The following is a 17,038-nucleotide window of genomic DNA, read 5'->3' as shown; positions in this document are numbered from 1 at the left end:
GGATAGCAGTCGCAGCCCACGTGCTGCAGGCGGCCTGCGTTTTCCAGCTTGAACAGCACTTCCTTCGTGCGGCCCCAGTTGCCGGCGCCGGCGCATTTCAGGTGCGACACCACCACCGGCACGCGGGCGTGCAGGGCGATGTCGAACGCTTCCTGCATGGCCTCGAGGATGGCGGCGAACTCGGACCGCAGGTGCGTGGTGTAGAGCGCGCCGAATTCGTCCAGCGCTTCGGCCAGCAGTTTGACTTCGGCCGTGTCGGCCTCGAAGGCGGAGGCGTAGGCCAGGCCCGTGCTCAGGCCGATCGCCCCGTGCGCCAGCGCCTCGCGCAATTGCTCGCGCATGGCCAGCACCTCGGCCTGCGTGGCGGCGCGGTCCAGGCGGTCCATGTGATTGCTGCGCAGAGCGGTGTGACCCACCAGCGCGGCCACGTTCACCGCAGGCCGCGCCGCTTCGATGGCGCGCGTGTAGTCGGCGAACGTGGGGTAGTTGAAATCTTCTCGGCCGCCCAGCAGGTTCATCGGGTCCGGGGGCTCGGCGCGCAGCGACACGGGCGAGGCGCTGATGCCGCAATTACCCACCACCACGGTGGTCACGCCTTGGGACAGCTTGGGCAGCATGCCCGGCGTGCGGATGACGTTGGTGTCGTCATGCGTGTGCACGTCGATGAAGCCGGGGGCCAGCGCCAGGTCCGTGCCGTCGATGAGGTGGCGGGCCTGCGCGCCGGGCAGTGCGCCGATGGCGGCGATGCGGCCATCGGCCAGCGCCACGCTGGCGCGGGTTTCGGCGCCGCCGGTGCCGTCCAGGATTCGGACGTTGCCAATGAGGGTGTCGTACATCTTGGGTTCCAGGTTCAATCGCCCAGCGGCAAACGGTTCGGGCCGCCGCGGTGCTCGTCCAGCGCCAGCTTGATGCGGCGCAGGCGTTCGCGGTTTTCCTCTTGGTTCAGCATGGCCAGTTCGGTCGACAGCAGGTCGATGGCCAGCATCATCGCGTAGCGCGATGCCGAGGGTTTGTAGATGAAGTCGGTTTCGTCCGTGCGGATCGGCAGCACCACGTCGGCCAGCTTGGCCAGTTCGGAGGTGGCGTCGGTGATGGCGACGATGCGGGCGCGGTATTGCTTGACGATGCGGGCGGCGCCGACGATTTCGGGCGTCAGGCCGGAGGCCGACAGGATCAGCACGGCATCGCGCTCGTCCAGGGTGGCGGCCACCATGCGCAGCAGCACCGCGTCGCTGTAGACGGCAATGGGGTAGCCAAGACGCACCAGGCGCGACTGCACTTCCTGCGCCAGCACGGCGGACGCGCCGCCCATGCCAAATACGTAGATCATGCGCGCGCCGTCGACGATGGACGATGCCTGCTCGAACAGCTGCTCGGTGAAGGTGGGCAGATGCGCGCGCAGCGTGCTTTCGATATCGGCGTAGATCCGGGCGTAGAAGGTGCTTTCCTCGGCCGGTGCGCTGGGGTCCAGGAAGCGGCTGCCCACCGTGCTCGCCTGCGCCAGCTTCATCTTCAGGTCGCGGGTGTCTTCGCAGCCCACCGTGCGAGCAAAGCGCGAGATGGTGGCGATGCTGACGCCCGCCTTCGTTGCCAGCTGGTCGACCGTGGCGCTGGCGCCCCACATGATGTCGTCCAGGATGGCGTCGGCGACCTTGCGTTCAGTCACGCTCAATGCGTCCCGCCGACTGCGTATCTGGAAGACGATGTCGCGGATGATGTTCATGTGGGGTTCCTGGATCAGATCGGGGCGGGGCAAAGGCTAGGCCAGCTCGGGGTCGTCGATGCGCGAACAGGCCACGAAGTGGCCCGGGCCCACGCTGACGGCCTGCGCTTCGATTGTTGCGCAGGCGTCGATGGCGTGCGGGCAACGCGTGCGGAACACGCAGCCGGATGGCGGATTGACCGGGCTGGGGATATCGCCTTTAAGCAGAATACGCGAACGCGGCGCGCGCGGATCCGGCACGGGCGCCGCGGACAGCAGCGCACGGGTATAGGGGTGGCGCGGCCGGGCGTAGACCTCGCTGGTGGGGCCGCGTTCCATGACGCGGCCCAGGTACATCACGACCACCTCGTCGCACAGGTAGTCGACGACGGCCAGGTCATGGGCGACGAACAGCATGGTCAGGCCCAGGTCGCGTTGCAGGTCCTGCAGCAGGTTCAGCACCTGCGCCTGCACCGACACGTCCAGCGCCGATACGGGTTCGTCCGCCACGATGAAGTCGGGTTCCACCGCCAGCGCCCGGGCGATGCCGATGCGTTGGCGCTGGCCGCCCGAGAACTCGTGCGGGTAACGGCGGCTGTGGTCGGCGTTCAGGCCCACGCGCTCCAGCAGCTCGCCGATCCGGGCCGAACGGCGGTGCTGCGCCAGCCGGTGCGTGTCCAGCGCCTCGCCCAGGATCTCGGCCACCGTCATGCGGGGGTTGAGGCTGGCGTACGGGTCCTGGAACACGATCTGCATGCGGCGGCGCCACGGCAGCATCTGCTTTTCGTTCAGCTTGGTGATGTCGTGGCCGTCGAACAGGATGCGGCCGGCGGTCGGCGCGAACAGGCGCAATAGCGCCCGGCCAGTAGTGGTCTTGCCCGATCCCGATTCGCCCACCAGGCCCACGATGGTGTTTCTGGGCACGTCGAAGCTGACGCCGTCCACGGCCCGCACCACGGGCGCGTGGCGCGCCTGCGAGGTCGGGAAGTGGACTTTCAGGTCTTCAATGCGGACCAGCGGATCTTCGGCGCGCACGCTCACTTGGGGGCTCGTCATATCGGTTTCACCTTGATGCAGCGCGCGCGGTGCTCGGGCTGCACGGCAATCAGTTCGGGCACGGCGGCGCGGCAGTCGTCGGCGGCCAGTTCGCAGCGCGGCGCGAACGTGCAGCCCGCCGGCAGCGACAGCACGCTGGGGACGTTGCCGGGGATCGCGCGCAAGCGTTCGCCCGAGGCCAGCAAGGCGGCGGTGGGCAGACAGGACAACAGGCCGCGGGTATAGGGGTGCGTGGGTTTTTCGAACAGGTCGTAGACCCCCGCGTCTTCCACCACGCGCCCGGCGTACATGACGGCCACGCGGTGCGCGATCTCGGCCACCACGCCCAGGTTGTGGGTGATGAACAGGATGCTCATGTTCATCTCTTTCTGCAGCCGGCGCAGCAGGTCCAGGATCTGGGCCTGCACGGTCACGTCCAGCGCGGTGGTGGGCTCGTCGGCGATCAGCACCGCCGGGTTGCAGGCCAGCGCCAGCGCGATCATCACCCGTTGGCGCATGCCGCCCGACATCTGGTGCGGATACTCGTTCACGCGGCGGTCGGCCGCTGGGATCTCCACGCGTTCCAGCATGTCGCGGGCGCGCCGGATCGCCGAAGCGTAAGAGCCGCCTTCATGCTGCAGCACGGCCTCGGCGATCTGGTCGCCCACCGTGTACAGCGGGTTCAGGCTGGTCATCGGCTCCTGGAAGATCATGGCGATTTCGGCGCCGCGGATCTTTTGCAGGGTGGCGGGCGTGGCGCGGGCCAGGTCGTGCTGCGTGCCCTGGCGGTCGCGGTACAGGATCTTGCCGCCTTCGATGCGGCCGGCCGGCTTGGGCAACAGGCCCATGATGGACAGGCTGGTCACGGATTTTCCGGAACCGGATTCGCCCACGATGGCCAGCGTTTCACCGCGGGCCAGGTCGAAGGTGACGCCGTCCACGGACTTGGCGATGCCGTCGCGGCTGTGGAACCAGGTCTTCAGCCCTTCCACGGACAGCACGACGTCTCGGGTGCTTGCCGTCATGATTACAGCTCCTTGCGCAAGCGCGGATCGAGGACGTCGCGCAAGCCGTCGCCGACCAGTTGCAGCGACAGCACGGACAGGACAATGGCGATGCCCGGGAAGATCATGATCCAGTCGGCCGAGCCCATGTATTGCTGGCCGGCGTTGATCATGGTGCCCCAGGTGGGGATGTCGGGCGATACGCCGACGCCCAGGAACGACAGGCCGGCTTCGGCCAGGATCGCGTAGGCGAAGATGAACGTGCCCTGCACCAGGATGGGCGACACCAGGTTGCGCAGCACGTGCACGGTGACGATGCGCCAGGTCGGCACGCCGAGTGCGCGGGCGGCTTCCACGAAGGGCAGCTCGCGGATCACGAGCGTCGAGGCGCGCACGATGCGGGCCAGGCGCGGCGTGTAGACGATGCCCAGCGCGATCACCACGTTGATCAGCGACGGTCCCAGCGCGGCCACCAGCGAAATGGCCAGCAGGATGTCGGGAAACGCCATCATGGCGTCGATCAGGCGCGAGACGAACTTGTCGGCCGAGCGGAAGAAGCCGGCCACCAGGCCCAGCGCGATGCCCAGCACGCTGGACACGATCACGACGGAAAAGCCCACCATCAACGACAGCCGGCCGCCGTAGATGACGCGGCTGAACACGTCGCGTCCGAAGTCGTCGGTGCCGAACCAGTGCGCGGCGCCCGGCGCCTTCAGCCGGTTCATGATGGACAGCTTGAACGGGTCGTAGGGGCTGACCCACGGCGCCAGCAGCGCCGCGGCCACCAATACGATGATCACGATCAGGCTGATCAGGACCGTCTTGCGCGACACCAGCAGGCGCAGCACCTGCCAGCGGTCGGTTCCGGAATTCACGGTAGTCCCGGTTGTCATGTCAGTTGCTCCACTTGCGGTGCATCGGGCGCCGCCGCGGGCGCTTCGGAGGTAGGACGCATCATCAGTAACGGACCCGAGGATCGACCACCAGGTACAGCAGGTCGATGAGGAGGTTGATCAGCACGTAAATGGCCGCGATGACCAGCAGTGCGCCCTGGATGACGGGATAGTCGCGGCGCAATACCGCCGACACCACCAGGCTGCCTACGCCGGGCAGGCCGAACACCGTTTCCGTCACGACCGCGCCGCTGATCAGCAGTGCCGTCGTCAGTCCCAGCACGGTCAAAATGGGAATCAGCGCGTTGCGCACGGCGTGCTTCAGGATGACCTTGCTTTCCGGCAGGCCCTTGGCCCTTGCGGTGCGCACGTAGTCGTCGCGCAGCACGTCCAGCATGCTGGCGCGGATGAAGCGGGTGATCAGCGCGGAATTCACCAGTCCCAGCACCACGGCAGGCAGGATCAGGTGCGACAGGCGAGTGGCCAACGACGCGTCGGGGCCGCCGTAGCCGGACACGGGCAGCCAGCCCAGTTTCACCGAGAAAATCTGCATCAGCAGCAGACCGAGCCAGAAGCTTGGCACGCTGGAGGTGAACATCGAAAACGACAGCACCGATTGATCGAGCGTGGTGCCGCGCTTGACCGCGGACAGAATCCCCACCGGCAGCGCGATGGCGCTGGCGATCAGGAGCGACATCAGCGTCAGCAGGATCGTGGGCTCGGCGCGGTCGGCCAGCGCCGATAGCACGGGCTTGTTCATGAAGATGGATTGGCCCAGGTCGCCCTGCGCCAACTTGCCCAGCCACGACAGGTATTGGATCGCCATGGGCTGGTCCAGCCCCAGTTGCGTGCGCAGTGCAGCGATGTCCTGCTGGCTGGCCTGCGGACCCAGCATCACCGCGGCGGGGTCGCCAGGCGTGACGCGGATGATGACGAACACGATGGTCGCGACGATGAACATCACGGCCACCAGCCCGACCAGCCGGTTTAAGAGATAACGCAACACGATGATGTCCTAAAAAGCGTCATTCGGGGCGGTGCGTGGGTGGACCGTAGGATGGGTGGAGCGCGAGAGGGCTTAAGCAAGAACACTGCCGTCCCGCGCGCGCAACCCATCCTACGTGCCTCATGCCGTCATTTGGGTGCCTTCCAGGCGTTCCAGAAGAACGGCCACGGGGCGGGTTTCGTGCCTTGCAGCGACGGCGAACGCGCGGCCTGGGCATTGAAGTCACCGACCTTCACGAAGGGGATCTCGTCATACACGGCCTGCTGCACGTCGGCCCAGCGCTTGATGCGCTCTTCCTGGGTGCGCGCCTGGTTGAAGGCGTCCATCACCTGCGCGCGGCGCGGCGTATCCCACCAGCCCGGCGCGTCCTTGGACGGGAAGTCGATCAGCGCGGGTTCCGGCAGGAACACGCTGTGGGTGATGAAGATGTCCCACACGGCGGGGTCCTGGCGGCGTTGCGTCAGGGTGGCCCAATCCACCACCTGCATGTCCACCGTGAAGCCGGCGGCCTTCAGGTATTCCGCGGCCACCAGCGCCATCTTGTAATGGAACTCGTACTGCTGGCTGGTCAGGATGCGGATCTTCTTGTCGGCGACGTTGGCGCCGTCCAGGAGCTTCTTGGCGGCCGCGGAATCGGCCTTGTTGTAGACCTTGCCGCCCAGCGACGTGGCCCACGGGTAGCCTTCCGGATACAGGTCGCCGTTCAGCTTGTAGAACTCCTTGTTGCCGAACGCGGCAAACAGCATGTCCTCTTCGTTCAGCGCCAGCTGCACTGCCTGGCGCACGGCCAGGTTGGACATGATGCCTTGCTTGGTGTTGAGCACCAGGCGCGGCCAGCCGAAGGGCTTGAGCATCACCGGGTCCGAACGGCCGCCCTTGAGCTTGTCCAGCGCTTCCACGGGCAGCGAGTCGACATAGTCGAACTGGCCGGCGGCGGCGGCTTCCGAGCGGGTGTTGGCGTTGCTGACCGGCACGAAGCGGATTTCGTCCAGGTATTGCTTGCGCGCGCCGCCGTAGCCGTCGGGCTCGCCTTCGCGCTGCTTGTAGCCTTCAAAACGCACCAGCTGGATGTACTGGTCCGGCACGCGGGCCTTCAACTGATAAGGGCCCGTGCCGACGATTTCGGTCAGCACCGGCGCGATCTTGCCCTTGGGCATGATGACGGCCGCGGCATTGTTCATGGCCAGCAGCGCGGTCAGCGGCGCATACGGTTCTTTCAGCGTGATGCGGATGGTGTTGGCGTCCGGCGCTTCGATGCTGCTGATGACCTTGGCCGCGCCCTTGCCGCGCGTGGCGGTTTCGGTCCAGCGCTTCAAGGAGGCCAGCACGTCCGACGAATCCATCTTGGAGCCGTCATGGAACGTGATGCCCTGGCGTAGCGGGATCGTGTAGACCAGGCCGTCCGCGGAAACGTCCGGCATCTTGTCGGCCAGGAGCGGGGTCAGGTTCCACTTGGCGTCGAAGGTGTAGAGCGTTTCGAAGAAATGCTGCGTCAGGATGCCCACCAGGTCGGCGGTGCTGGTCATCGGGTCCAGCGTCGGCGGCTCGCCGATGGTGGCGACCGATATCGTGCCTCCCTTGACCGGCGCGGCACAGAGGGCGGGGGACGACAATGCGGTCAAGCCAATTGCGCCGGCCGCGAGCAGGCTGGTCAGCCCACCGCCTCGCCGGGAGGTACGGAAGTTCATGATTCTCTCTCCAGAGGGTCAAAAACAGGTTGTCGCGTGGTATCGGGTAAGCGCCGGGATCCCAGGTCTTTCAGCCCCCTCGGGCCTGGCGCGGTGCGGCAGGCAGGGGGCGTTCAGAAGAAGGTTTCGGCCACGTCGGTGACGCGGTACTGCTCGTCCACCAGCAACACCTGGCGCCACTTGTCGAACGTCAGGCAGGGGTGGGAGATATCGAAGGCGATCATGTCGCCGACCTGGATGTCGTCGCCTTCGCCGATCTGCATGAAGGCGTGCTGATCCATCATGGCGGTCAGCTTCCACGACCGGGGCGCGGCGGCAGGCGCATCCTGTCCGGGACGGAAATGCAGGGCGGGCGTGGGCAGGCCGGCGTCGAAGGCGGCGTCGCGCTTGCCCATCGCGATGATGGCGCGGCCGGTTTCGGGCAGCGATTGCACATACGCCCAGACCTGCAAGGCCGGCAGCAGGCCCGGTTCCATTTTCTTGGCCACCGGGTTGTGGGCGTTGATGCGTTCCGCGGCCGAGCGGTAGACGCCCACGTCGTGCGACAGGTAGCAGCCGGGGCGCAGCACCACTTCTAGCGGCGTGCCGATATCCAGCTGCGAGAATTCTTCGGCCACCACGTCGAACCAGGCCGAGCCGGCGCCGGAAATCACCGCAGGGCCGTGCTTGCGCAGGCGGCCGGCAGTGGCCAGGCCGCGCAGGGCATCGGTGGCGCGGCGCAGGAAGGCGCGGATGGCGCCTTCTTCCTGCAGCACGCCCTCATAGACTTCGATGCCCGCCAGCGCCAGGCCGGGCCAGCGGGCGATTTCCTCGACCACCGCCAGGAGCTGCGCGTCATCGCGCACGCCCGTGCGCCCGCCGGCGGGGCCCAGTTCGATCAGCACCGGCAGGGTCAGGCCCTGTTCGCCGAAGAACTGGCCCAGCTGGGCGGCATTGGCGGGGGAATCCACAATGCAGAAATAGGTAAAGGCGGGATCCTGCAGCAGGCGGGCGATGATGGCCATGTTGGCGCGGCCGACCAGCTGGTTGGCCATCAGCACCCGGCGGATGCCATGCTGATAGGCGGCAAGCACCTGCGGCGCGGTTGCCAGCGTGATGCCCCAGGCGCCGTTGTCGATCTGGCGCTTGAAGAGCGCCGGGCTCATCGTGGTCTTGCCATGCGGCGCGAGCTTGACGTGGTATGCCTCCATGAACTGCTGCATCCACTGCAGGTTGTGGCGGACGCGGGCTTCGTACAGCACCGCCACGGGCAGGCTGACGTCTTCGGCCAGCAGGTTCCAGTTCAGGGCCGCCACCTCGGCGGTGGTACAGGACTCGGGGAACGCGCCCAGGCCTTTGCCGTTCACGTCCAACAGGGCTGCAGGGGAGGAAGAGTTCGTCATGGTGGGCGCCGTCTATGGAAAATATTTACGTCAAATTCTGTTTTTTTCATTATCGTGAAAGAAATTTACAAGCGGGAGCTAGGAGTTTCCCGTAGTCGGCGCGCAGCGCCCGTTGGCGCGACAATAGAAAAGCCGGGAATTCGCCGGACAAACCGCTCCCACAAGGAAGAGTCATGCTGAAAGTCGCTTTGGGCCAGTTCGCCGTCAGCCGCGTCTGGGAAGAGAACGCCCAGGTCTGCGTCGACCTGATGGAGCGCGCCCGCGCGGGCGGCGCCGACCTGTTGGTGCTGCCCGAAGGCATCCTGGCCCGCGACATCACCGATCCGCAGATCGTGCTGAAGGCCGCGCAGCCCCTGGACGGCCCGTTCATGACGCGCCTGCGCGAAGCCAGCCGCGGGTCCTCCCTGTCGACCATGATGTGCGTGCACATTCCGACCGGCGAAGGCCGGGTCTGGAATACGCTCATTACGCTGCGCGACGGCGAAATCGTGTCGCAGTACCGCAAGCTGCACCTGTACGACGCCTTCAACATGAAGGAGTCCACCAACGTCACGCCCGGCACCGAGATTCCGCCCTTGCTGGAAATCGCCGGCCTGCGCGTGGGCCTGATGACCTGCTACGACGTGCGTTTCCCCGAAATGGCGCGCCGCCTGGCGCTGGACGGCGCGGACCTGCTGGTGCTGCCGGCCGCCTGGGTGCGGGGCCCGTTGAAAGAGATGCACTGGGAGGTCCTGGTCACCGCGCGCGCGCTGGAGAACACCTGCTATGTGGCCGCCACCGGCGAATGCGGTGAACGCAATATCGGCTGCAGCATGGTGGTGGATCCGCTGGGCGTCGTGACGGCGCGCGCGGGCGAGGGGCCCGCGCTGGTGTTCGCGGACATCGATCCCGAACGCCTGGCGCACGCCCGCCGCGTGCTCCCGGTGCTGGCCAACCGCCGTTTCGCGCCGCCGGAATTGTCCTGAGCGCCCGGCCGGCCGCAGGGCCGGGCAGGCCGGCGGGCATGGTGTAATACCCACTTGAACTTCTTGCTGTCTTCCCTCATCTGCTGCCAATGAGCAACGATCTCTTCGCGGCCGATCCCGCGCATCGGCCCTATGTTCCCCTGGCCGAACGCCTGCGCCCGCGCACCCTGTCCGACGTGGTCGGGCAATCGCACCTGCTGGGCCCGGACAAGCCCCTGCGCGTCGCTTTCGAATCCGGCCGCCCCCATTCCATGATCTTCTGGGGGCCGCCGGGGGTGGGCAAGACCACGCTCGCGCGCCTGATGGCCGATGGCTTCGACGCTCAGTTCATCGCCATTTCGGCGGTGCTGGGCGGCGTCAAGGACATCCGCGAAGCCGTCACGGTGGCCCAGGTGGCGCAAGGCCAGGGCCGCCGCACGATCCTGTTCGTCGACGAAGTCCACCGCTTCAACAAGGCGCAGCAGGACGCGTTCCTGCCCTATGTGGAAAGCGGGCTTTTCACCTTCATCGGCGCCACCACCGAAAACCCCTCGTTCGAGGTCAACTCGGCCTTGCTGTCGCGGGCGCGGGTGTACGTGCTGCAATCGCTCTCGCCCGAAGAGCTGCAGCAGCTGGTCGACCGCGCGGTCGACGCGCTGAACGACGGGCTGGAAGCGGGCGAAGCCATCCGGGTCGAGGCGGACGCGCGCGAGCAACTGGCGGCCTGGGCCGATGGCGACGCGCGCCGCCTGATCAGCGCGGTGGAAGTCGTGGCCGAATCCGCGCAGTCGGCGGGCCGGGACTCGGTGGACGCCGCCTGGCTGGAGATCTCGCTGTCGCAGAACCTGCGGCGCTTCGACAAGGGCGGCGACGCCTTCTACGACCAGATCAGCGCGCTGCATAAATCGGTGCGCGGCTCCAACCCCGATGCCGCGCTGTACTGGTTCTGCCGCATGATCGACGGCGGCGCCGATCCCAAATACCTGTCGCGCCGCCTGGTGCGCATGGCGGTCGAGGACATCGGCCTGGCCGATCCGCGCGCCACCGACCTGGCGGTCAACGGCGCCGACATCTATGAACGCCTGGGCTCGCCCGAAGGCGAACTGGCGCTGGCGCAAGCGGTGGTCTACATGGCCTGCGCGGCCAAATCGAACGCCGTCTACAACGCCTACAATCAAGCACGCCAGTTTGCCGCCGAGCACGGCAGCGCGCCGGTGCCCATCCATCTGCGCAACGCGCCTACCAAGCTGATGAAGCAATTGGGCCACGGCAAGGCCTATCGCTATGCCCACGACGAGCCGCACGGCTACGCCGCGGGCGAACAATATTTCCCTGATGGACTGAAGCCTTCCTTCTATCGGCCGACCGATCGTGGCCTGGAGGCTAAAATCCAGCAGAAGTTGGCATTCCTGCGCGAGTTGGACGCGCAGGAACGCGCCAAGAACCGGTGACGGGCCGCGCCCGTTGCTTTCCGCAACCTCACTGACATCACCATGCTAGACCCGATACTGCTGCGCAAAGACCTGCAAACCGTCGTAGACCGCCTCAAAAGCCGTGGCGTGTCCTTCGACACGGAACGGTTCAATGATCTGGAGTCTCGCCGCAAGGCCGTCCAGACCGAGACCGAGTCCCTGCAAGCCCGCCGCAACGCGCTGGCCAAGCAGATCGGTCAGTTGAAGGCCAAGGGCGAAGACGCCAGCGCCGTCATGGCCGAATCGCAGGCCGTGCCGGTCCGCTTGAAGCAGCTCGAAGAAGAGCTGGCCGCGCTGCAGGCTCCGCTCAACGACCTGCTGATGTCGGTGCCGAACCTGCCCCACGCGAGCGTGCCGCTGGGCGAATCCGCCGACGACAACGTCGAGGTCCGCCGCTGGCTGCCTGGCGCCGCCGGCGCTGACGGCAATCCGCCGGCCCTGGCGTTCGAAGCGCGCGACCACGTCGCCATCGGCGAACCGCTGGGCCTGGATTTCGACATGGCGGCCAAGCTGTCGGGCGCCCGCTTCTCGTTCATGCGCGGCCCGATCGCCCGCCTGCACCGTGCGCTGTCCCAGTTCATGCTGGACCTGCAAACGGGCACGCACGGCTATACCGAGTGCTACACGCCCTATATCGTCAACGCCTCGACCCTGTACGGAACGGGCCAATTGCCGAAGTTCAAGGACGACATGTTTGCCGTGTCCAAGGGCGGCGACGACGATCCCAAGGTGGACGCGGCGGGCAACCCGTATGTGCGCGAAGACCAATACCTGATCTCCACGTCGGAAATCACCCTGACCAGCGTGGCCCGCGACACCATCCAGGCCGCCGCCGACCTGCCGCTGAAGCTGACCGCCCACACGCCTTGCTTCCGTTCCGAAGCCGGCAGCGGCGGCCGCGACACTCGCGGCATGATCCGCCAACACCAGTTCGACAAGGTCGAAATGGTGCAGATCACGCAACCGGACCAGTCTTACGACGCACTGGAAGACATGGTCGGCCATGCCGAGCGCGTGCTGCAGCTGCTGGGCCTGCCATACCGCGTGGTGCTGTTGTGCACGGGCGACATGGGCTTTGGTTCGGCCAAGACCTATGACCTGGAAGTCTGGTTGCCGGCGCAAAACACCTGGCGCGAGATTTCGTCGGTATCCAACTGCGAGACCTTCCAGGCCCGCCGCATGCAGGCGCGTTTCCGCAACGCCCAAGGTAAACCGGAATTCGTGCATACCTTGAACGGTTCCGGGCTGGCTGTCGGCCGCGCGTTGGTGGCCGTGCTGGAAAACCACCAGCAAGCCGACGGCAGCGTGCTGGTTCCGGAAGCGCTGCAGCCTTATATGGGCGGCGTTACGGTGCTGAAACCCTGACGCGTGACGCGCCTATCCTCCATTTGGCGGATAAAAAGACGGAGCCTGCGGGCTCCGTTTTTTTTTATCATGCGACATATTCTTGTCGCTTTTGCTCATTATCGTGAGCGCGTGTGTGCTTGATTTTGATGTGAGCAATTGTGTATTTTCAATAAAAGGGCCGGATAGTTGCGGCACAATACACCCGCGTTCTACACGCTTCATTCACATATAAAACAAGGAGTTGTCCATGACTTCAAGAATGATTGGAGATTTTCGTGTGAGATGCTCTGTCGCTCATGAAGAGGAACAGGGCTACCGCGTGCAGATATGGACCCGCCGAGTCGGCGGTACCGCACCGGAAAAATGCTGGACTGTGCCGGGACAGGCGCCGTTCTCTGACTTGCACGAAGCAGAACAGGAAAGCCGTCAATTGTTCCAAGAAATCAATGGTGTGCGTTTTAACGGTGAACCGGAGTTTGCTCATGCGTCCGCATAATGGCTGGTGGCGGGCGTCGAGTACGCCCCGCAGATGGATCGATCTTGTTCAGGAATCGCCGCAGGGGGCCAACAAGGTCAACGCGGCATTGCAAAAGCCGGCCGCCATGGCCGGCAAACCGGTACCGGCTCCCGCGGCTTGATACCGTTCCAAACGGGGCACCGGACAATGTCCCCAAGGAAAATAGCAGTGCATGTCGCCGCCAGCGCTTCTCACGCGTTGCGGGAGGCAAGAAAAAGGCCACTCATCGAGTGGCCTTTGCCTTTTTAACGGCGCCAGTCGCCGTGGCCGTGCCCGTGTCCGCGGTAATAACCCGGGCCCGGGCCGTAATAGCGCGGGGGCGGGCCGCCGCGCCAGTAAGGGCCGCCGCGATAATAGACCGGGGCGGGGTAGACCACCGGGGGCGCCACATACACGGGGGCCGGGCGGTAGTAGACGGGCGGCGGCGGGGCCACGTAGACCGGCGCGGGCGCGACATAGACCGGCGCCGGATAGACCACCCCGGGTACGCCGATGGAAATGCCCACATCCACACGGGCCAATGCGACGCTGGAGATCAGCAGACCTGCGGCACCGGCACCTGCGATAAGCCATTTTTTCATGTTGCACCTGCCTGCTGCACGACACAGCAAAGTTGAGTATTCGACGACCCTATTTTCGGGCTTTCCTGCTCGCTTTTCGTAAGCGGGCCTCCCTCAATAGCGACAATCCGCAACTGCTGTCTTGGCTGCAACCCGGTTCGTGCTGCACTGCGGCGTGGTGCATCCGCTCTGGTAAACCCGCACTTGAAATCGATTGAAATCAGCTGGAATAGGATGAAGTTCAAGCGCGGCGTTACACGTCGTCACCATACTGGCGGGGCCTGAAGGTCGCGCGCCGGCGGACGACGCCTTATTCGGCCTGCTGACGACGGAATTCCACCACCCAAACCCATGGATTCGCGGCCCAGGCGTGGGCACCGTAGCGCTCGCACCACGTGAGCGCGAACGCCGTTTGCAGCGGCACGCCCGGCAGCAGCGCCGAGGATTGGTACAAGGCTTGGGTGCCTTCGGCGCGCGCGTCGGCTTCGGTCAGGTTCTGTAAACGCTGTATGCGCACGCCCACGATTACGGCCGTCGCGAAAGGCTGCCCCGCTTCATCGGTCAATATGATGCTCTCGCCGGATTTCCCATAGGGGCATCGGACCCAGCTGGAGGTCTTGCGCAGCTCCGAAGGGTTATCGCGGCAGGGGCCCATGGCGACCCATCTGCCGGAATCTTCCGCGTCCGCATACCAGACCGTGGTGGGTTTAGTCGGCTGCGGCTTCAAAATGCGGCGGCTCTGCACTTTAGAACCGTTCAAGACGGCTTGCTTAAGCGGTTCGCTGAATTGAAGTGACTGCCTTTTCATGCGCTCGCTATTCTCCTCTCGATTAACGTCCCGGGCGTTTACCGCCTGCGTCGAAATCGATGTGTGACCAGTGCACCAGCTATTTTTATCCAGGTGAGGCAGTATGACGCGTCGAGTACGCGATGTCAGGCACGGTTTGTATTAGTGTTGTCTTTTTGTACCGCCGTCGTTATTTGTATACTCAAGGCATGACTACAGACCTGCACGACCTCAAGCCTGGCTACTACTGGTACACCATGGCCAACGACCCGCTGGCCGTCATCCACATCCATGAAGACGGCGGCGCGTCGCTGATGGGTACGGACTACCGCATCGGCGCCGAAGGCGTGGCCGACATGGTCCGCCAAGGTGAACGCTTCTTCTGGATCGAACCGCCGCAAGGCTGATGCCTAAGGGGTTTGCGTAGCCGGCCGTTGGGGCCGGCCGCGTGCGCTTGTGCGGAACACACCATGACCGACCTGTTATTGAAGAATGTCCGCGTGTCGCCCGGCGATACCGTGGACGTGCTGGTGCGCGCCGGCCGCATCGCTCGCATCGGCGCGGCCATTGATGGCGCGGCCGATGCCTTGGTGGAAGATGGCGGCGGCGCCTTGCTGCTGCCGGGCCTGGTTGAAGGGCACACCCACCTGGACAAGACCAACTGGGAATCGCCCTGGTATGTGAACGAAGTCGGGTCCGCACTGACGGACCGCATCGACAACGAACGCGCCTGGCGCGCCAGCTCGGGCCATGATGCCGCCAGCCATGCGCGGGCGTTGGCGCTGGCGTTTCTGCGTGAAGGCACGACGCGCATCCGCAGCCACGTCGACGTCGATACCGACGCCGGCTTGCGCCACCTGGACGGCGTGCACGCCGTCCGCGAAGAACTGGCCGGCCGCATCGAAATCCAGACGGTCGCTTTCCCGCAATCGGGCTTGCTGATCCGTCCTGGCACGGCCGAACTGCTGGACCAGGCGCTGGCGCAAGGCGCCGACGTGCTGGGCGGCCTGGACCCGTCCGCGATCGACCGCGACCCCGCAAAATCCCTGGATGTGCTGTTCGGCCTGGCCGACAGGCATGGCAAACCAGTGGACATCCATCTGCATGAACCGGGCGAACTGGGCGCGTTCACGCTGGACCTGATCCTGGACCGCGTCGCCGCGCTCGGCATGCAGGGCAAGGTGGTCGTGAGCCACGCCTTCTGCCTGGGCGGGATAGACGCCAAGCGGCTGGACGGCCTGCTACGGCGGCTGGCCGCGTTGGACGTGGCGGTGCTGACCACTGCGCCGCCATCGCGGCCCGTGCCCGCCGTGCGCGCCTGCCGCGACGCTGGCGTGACGATCTTTGGCGGCAACGACGGTATCCGCGATACGTGGACGCCTTATGGCAGCCCGGACATGCTGGCGCGCGCCATGATGATCGGCCTGCGCAACGATCTGCGCCGCGACGATGAGGTCGAATGGGCATTCGATTGCGTGACCAGCGCGGCGGCCCGCGCCTGTGGTTTCGCGGATTACGGCCTGATGCCGGGCGCGCGCGCCGACCTGGTCCTGGTGGAAGCCAGTTGTGTGGCCGAAGCGGTGGTGACCCGCAAGCCCCGACGCCTGGTCGTGTCCGCCGGCGCGATCGTGGCGCGCAACGGGCAGGACGCGATCGCCTAAGGCTGGGACAGGCCGAGCTGCGACTCGGTCAGTTCCACGAAGGCCCGCATCAGTTCCGACCGCACGCCTGCGCGCATCCAGATCGCGCCCACCGTGCGCACCGGGCAGGGCGCCGGCAACGGCCAACGCTTGACCCGTGCCGCCGGCGTGTCGGAGGCGGCCCAGTCCGGCAACAGCGCCACCCCCAATCCCTCCGACACCAGCTTGGCGATGGAATCGATGCCATCGAGCTCGAACCGCACGTGCGGCCGCAGGTTGCGCGCCCGCAGATAGTCGTCCGCCATTTTTCCGCCCACCACGCTGCGGTCGTAGCAGATGTAGGGCTCGCGCGCGATCACCGCCAGCGGGTCGCGCACCTTCATGTCGGCGGGGGTGACCAGCACGAGGGGTTCATGGCGCAGATCGCGCCACGCGCAGGTCTTGGGCAGGGAGAACAACGGGTGCACCAGCAGTGCGCCGTCCAGTTCGCCCGACAGCACCTTGCCGTACAACAGTGTGGTGGGCGCCGGTTCGATATAGATCTCGATGTGCGGGTGGCGGGCGACCCAGGTGCGCAGCACGGGCGGCATGATGCCGGTCAGCGCGGTGGGCGTGGCGCCCAGCCGCAAGGGGCCGGCCGGCAGGTCGGTGTCGCTGGCGGCCGATCGCAGGTCCCGCACGTCGCGCAGGATGTGGCGCGCGCGGTCCAGGATGCGCAGGCCGGCCGGCGTCGGCTTGACGGTGCGCCCGGAGCGGGCGATCAGCGCGCTGCCCACGTCCGCTTCCAGCGCCCGCAGCCGCTGCTGCACGGTAGCGGGCGTCAGGCCCTGGTGCCGGGCGGCCTGGGCGATGGAGCCCAGTTCCACCACATGCACATAGGTTTGCAGAAAGCGCGAGTCCACGGCGGAAAGTCTCTTGGGAAGATGGAATATCCATATTCTAAAGATGCGTGACGATAATTGTTGTTTTCTTTGGCCAAGGGAAGAATACGTCCAGAGCATTCAGCCCGCGCAAGCCGCGTTGGCGTCGCCTGTCGGAATTTTTCCCTTATCAAGGAGCCT

Annotated in this window: 17 protein-coding genes; 6 read left to right on the top strand and 11 right to left on the bottom strand. The window is 65.8% G+C overall.

Annotated features, from left to right (window positions below):
* The 8 genes from ACO6D5_RS18760 to ACO6D5_RS18725 form a co-directional block, all read right to left on the bottom strand.
* The coding region (locus tag ACO6D5_RS18760; RefSeq protein ID WP_485826184.1) for an amidohydrolase family protein at positions 1 to 836 on the bottom strand (836 nt) is incomplete at its 3' end.
* Between the two features lie 14 nt (positions 837 to 850).
* Positions 851 to 1,723, bottom strand: a complete 873-nt coding sequence (locus ACO6D5_RS18755) for a MurR/RpiR family transcriptional regulator (RefSeq protein ID WP_006223582.1) — start codon at positions 1,721 to 1,723, stop codon at positions 851 to 853.
* Between the two features lie 36 nt (positions 1,724 to 1,759).
* Positions 1,760 to 2,758 carry an oligopeptide/dipeptide ABC transporter ATP-binding protein gene (locus ACO6D5_RS18750; RefSeq protein ID WP_315526521.1) on the bottom strand — a complete coding sequence of 333 codons (999 nt, stop codon included), beginning with the start codon at positions 2,756 to 2,758 and terminating at the stop codon, positions 1,760 to 1,762.
* Complete coding sequence (locus ACO6D5_RS18745) at positions 2,755 to 3,762, bottom strand: ABC transporter ATP-binding protein (RefSeq protein ID WP_280025856.1); 1,008 nt, start codon at positions 3,760 to 3,762, stop codon at positions 2,755 to 2,757. The genes ACO6D5_RS18750 and ACO6D5_RS18745 overlap by 4 nt, the downstream gene beginning before the upstream one ends.
* Positions 3,763 to 3,764: 2 nt before the next feature.
* Entirely contained in the window at positions 3,765 to 4,634 is an 870-nt protein-coding gene (locus ACO6D5_RS18740; RefSeq protein WP_006223585.1) for an ABC transporter permease, read from the bottom strand.
* Between the two features lie 64 nt (positions 4,635 to 4,698).
* Positions 4,699 to 5,640 (bottom strand): ABC transporter permease, encoded by a 942-nt coding sequence (locus ACO6D5_RS18735; RefSeq protein ID WP_006223586.1) that lies wholly within the window; start codon positions 5,638 to 5,640, stop codon positions 4,699 to 4,701.
* A gap of 128 nt (positions 5,641 to 5,768) precedes the next feature.
* On the bottom strand, positions 5,769 to 7,328 hold the full coding sequence (locus tag ACO6D5_RS18730; protein ID WP_485826183.1) for an ABC transporter substrate-binding protein: 1,560 nt from the start codon (positions 7,326 to 7,328) through the stop codon (positions 5,769 to 5,771).
* Positions 7,329 to 7,441: 113 nt separating this feature from the next.
* The gene (locus ACO6D5_RS18725) at positions 7,442 to 8,710 is read right to left on the bottom strand and encodes an amino acid deaminase (protein ID WP_485826182.1); all 1,269 of its coding nucleotides are present in this window, start codon (positions 8,708 to 8,710) and stop codon (positions 7,442 to 7,444) included.
* Positions 8,711 to 8,883: 173 nt separating this feature from the next.
* Here ACO6D5_RS18725 and ACO6D5_RS18720 point away from each other — a divergent pair, with 173 nt between their 5' ends.
* From ACO6D5_RS18720 to ACO6D5_RS18705, 4 genes are all read left to right on the top strand, one after another.
* Complete coding sequence (locus ACO6D5_RS18720; RefSeq protein ID WP_315526534.1) at positions 8,884 to 9,675, top strand: deaminated glutathione amidase; 792 nt, start codon at positions 8,884 to 8,886, stop codon at positions 9,673 to 9,675.
* Between the two features lie 89 nt (positions 9,676 to 9,764).
* The gene (locus tag ACO6D5_RS18715; RefSeq protein ID WP_315526536.1) at positions 9,765 to 11,105 is read left to right on the top strand and encodes an AAA family ATPase; all 1,341 of its coding nucleotides are present in this window, start codon (positions 9,765 to 9,767) and stop codon (positions 11,103 to 11,105) included.
* A gap of 42 nt (positions 11,106 to 11,147) precedes the next feature.
* Entirely contained in the window at positions 11,148 to 12,491 is a 1,344-nt protein-coding gene (gene serS / locus ACO6D5_RS18710) for a serine--tRNA ligase (RefSeq protein ID WP_485826181.1), read from the top strand.
* 229 nt (positions 12,492 to 12,720) lie between these two features.
* Positions 12,721 to 12,969, top strand: coding sequence for a hypothetical protein (locus ACO6D5_RS18705; protein ID WP_169270565.1), 249 nt, complete (start codon positions 12,721 to 12,723; stop codon positions 12,967 to 12,969).
* A gap of 266 nt (positions 12,970 to 13,235) precedes the next feature.
* Here ACO6D5_RS18705 and ACO6D5_RS18700 read toward each other — a convergent pair whose 3' ends face one another.
* Entirely contained in the window at positions 13,236 to 13,571 is a 336-nt protein-coding gene (locus tag ACO6D5_RS18700) for a hypothetical protein (RefSeq protein WP_006223592.1), read from the bottom strand.
* 289 nt (positions 13,572 to 13,860) lie between these two features.
* Positions 13,861 to 14,358, bottom strand: coding sequence for a hypothetical protein (locus tag ACO6D5_RS18695; RefSeq protein ID WP_315526543.1), 498 nt, complete (start codon positions 14,356 to 14,358; stop codon positions 13,861 to 13,863).
* Positions 14,359 to 14,546: 188 nt separating this feature from the next.
* Here ACO6D5_RS18695 and ACO6D5_RS18690 point away from each other — a divergent pair, with 188 nt between their 5' ends.
* Both ACO6D5_RS18690 and ACO6D5_RS18685 read left to right on the top strand, forming a co-directional pair.
* Positions 14,547 to 14,744 carry a hypothetical protein gene (locus ACO6D5_RS18690; RefSeq protein WP_006223594.1) on the top strand — a complete coding sequence of 66 codons (198 nt, stop codon included), beginning with the start codon at positions 14,547 to 14,549 and terminating at the stop codon, positions 14,742 to 14,744.
* A 63-nt stretch (positions 14,745 to 14,807) separates the two neighbouring features.
* Positions 14,808 to 15,998: an amidohydrolase family protein gene (locus tag ACO6D5_RS18685; protein ID WP_485826180.1), complete on the top strand. Its 1,191-nt coding sequence runs from the start codon at positions 14,808 to 14,810 to the stop codon at positions 15,996 to 15,998.
* On the opposite strand, the gene ACO6D5_RS18680 is transcribed toward ACO6D5_RS18685, so the two are convergent.
* Positions 15,995 to 16,879: a LysR substrate-binding domain-containing protein gene (locus ACO6D5_RS18680; protein ID WP_315526549.1), complete on the bottom strand. Its 885-nt coding sequence runs from the start codon at positions 16,877 to 16,879 to the stop codon at positions 15,995 to 15,997. The genes ACO6D5_RS18685 and ACO6D5_RS18680 overlap by 4 nt on opposite strands.
* Positions 16,880 to 17,038: the final 159 nt, after the last annotated feature.

The sequence above is a fragment of the Achromobacter sp. genome, assembly GCF_057314935.1.
Note: the sequence above shows the minus strand (reverse complement) of the source record. Positions and strands in the feature narration are given on the sequence as shown.

What these genes read in the sequence shown, in the direction of transcription:
- ACO6D5_RS18745 (WP_280025856.1), bottom strand. Translation starts at nt 3,762, where the DNA reads ATGACGGCAAGCACCCGAGACGTCGTGCTGTCCGTGGAAGGGCTGAAG.
- ACO6D5_RS18720 (WP_315526534.1), top strand. Translation starts at nt 8,884, where the DNA reads ATGCTGAAAGTCGCTTTGGGCCAGTTCGCCGTCAGCCGCGTCTGGGAA.
- ACO6D5_RS18715 (WP_315526536.1), top strand. Translation starts at nt 9,765, where the DNA reads ATGAGCAACGATCTCTTCGCGGCCGATCCCGCGCATCGGCCCTATGTT.
- ACO6D5_RS18695 (WP_315526543.1), bottom strand. Translation starts at nt 14,358, where the DNA reads ATGAAAAGGCAGTCACTTCAATTCAGCGAACCGCTTAAGCAAGCCGTC.
- serS (WP_485826181.1), top strand. Translation starts at nt 11,148, where the DNA reads ATGCTAGACCCGATACTGCTGCGCAAAGACCTGCAAACCGTCGTAGAC.
- ACO6D5_RS18700 (WP_006223592.1), bottom strand. Translation starts at nt 13,571, where the DNA reads ATGAAAAAATGGCTTATCGCAGGTGCCGGTGCCGCAGGTCTGCTGATC.
- ACO6D5_RS18705 (WP_169270565.1), top strand. Translation starts at nt 12,721, where the DNA reads ATGACTTCAAGAATGATTGGAGATTTTCGTGTGAGATGCTCTGTCGCT.
- ACO6D5_RS18725 (WP_485826182.1), bottom strand. Translation starts at nt 8,710, where the DNA reads ATGACGAACTCTTCCTCCCCTGCAGCCCTGTTGGACGTGAACGGCAAA.
- ACO6D5_RS18685 (WP_485826180.1), top strand. Translation starts at nt 14,808, where the DNA reads ATGACCGACCTGTTATTGAAGAATGTCCGCGTGTCGCCCGGCGATACC.
- ACO6D5_RS18740 (WP_006223585.1), bottom strand. Translation starts at nt 4,634, where the DNA reads ATGACAACCGGGACTACCGTGAATTCCGGAACCGACCGCTGGCAGGTG.
- ACO6D5_RS18690 (WP_006223594.1), top strand. Translation starts at nt 14,547, where the DNA reads ATGACTACAGACCTGCACGACCTCAAGCCTGGCTACTACTGGTACACC.
- ACO6D5_RS18750 (WP_315526521.1), bottom strand. Translation starts at nt 2,758, where the DNA reads ATGACGAGCCCCCAAGTGAGCGTGCGCGCCGAAGATCCGCTGGTCCGC.
- ACO6D5_RS18755 (WP_006223582.1), bottom strand. Translation starts at nt 1,723, where the DNA reads ATGAACATCATCCGCGACATCGTCTTCCAGATACGCAGTCGGCGGGAC.
- ACO6D5_RS18730 (WP_485826183.1), bottom strand. Translation starts at nt 7,328, where the DNA reads ATGAACTTCCGTACCTCCCGGCGAGGCGGTGGGCTGACCAGCCTGCTC.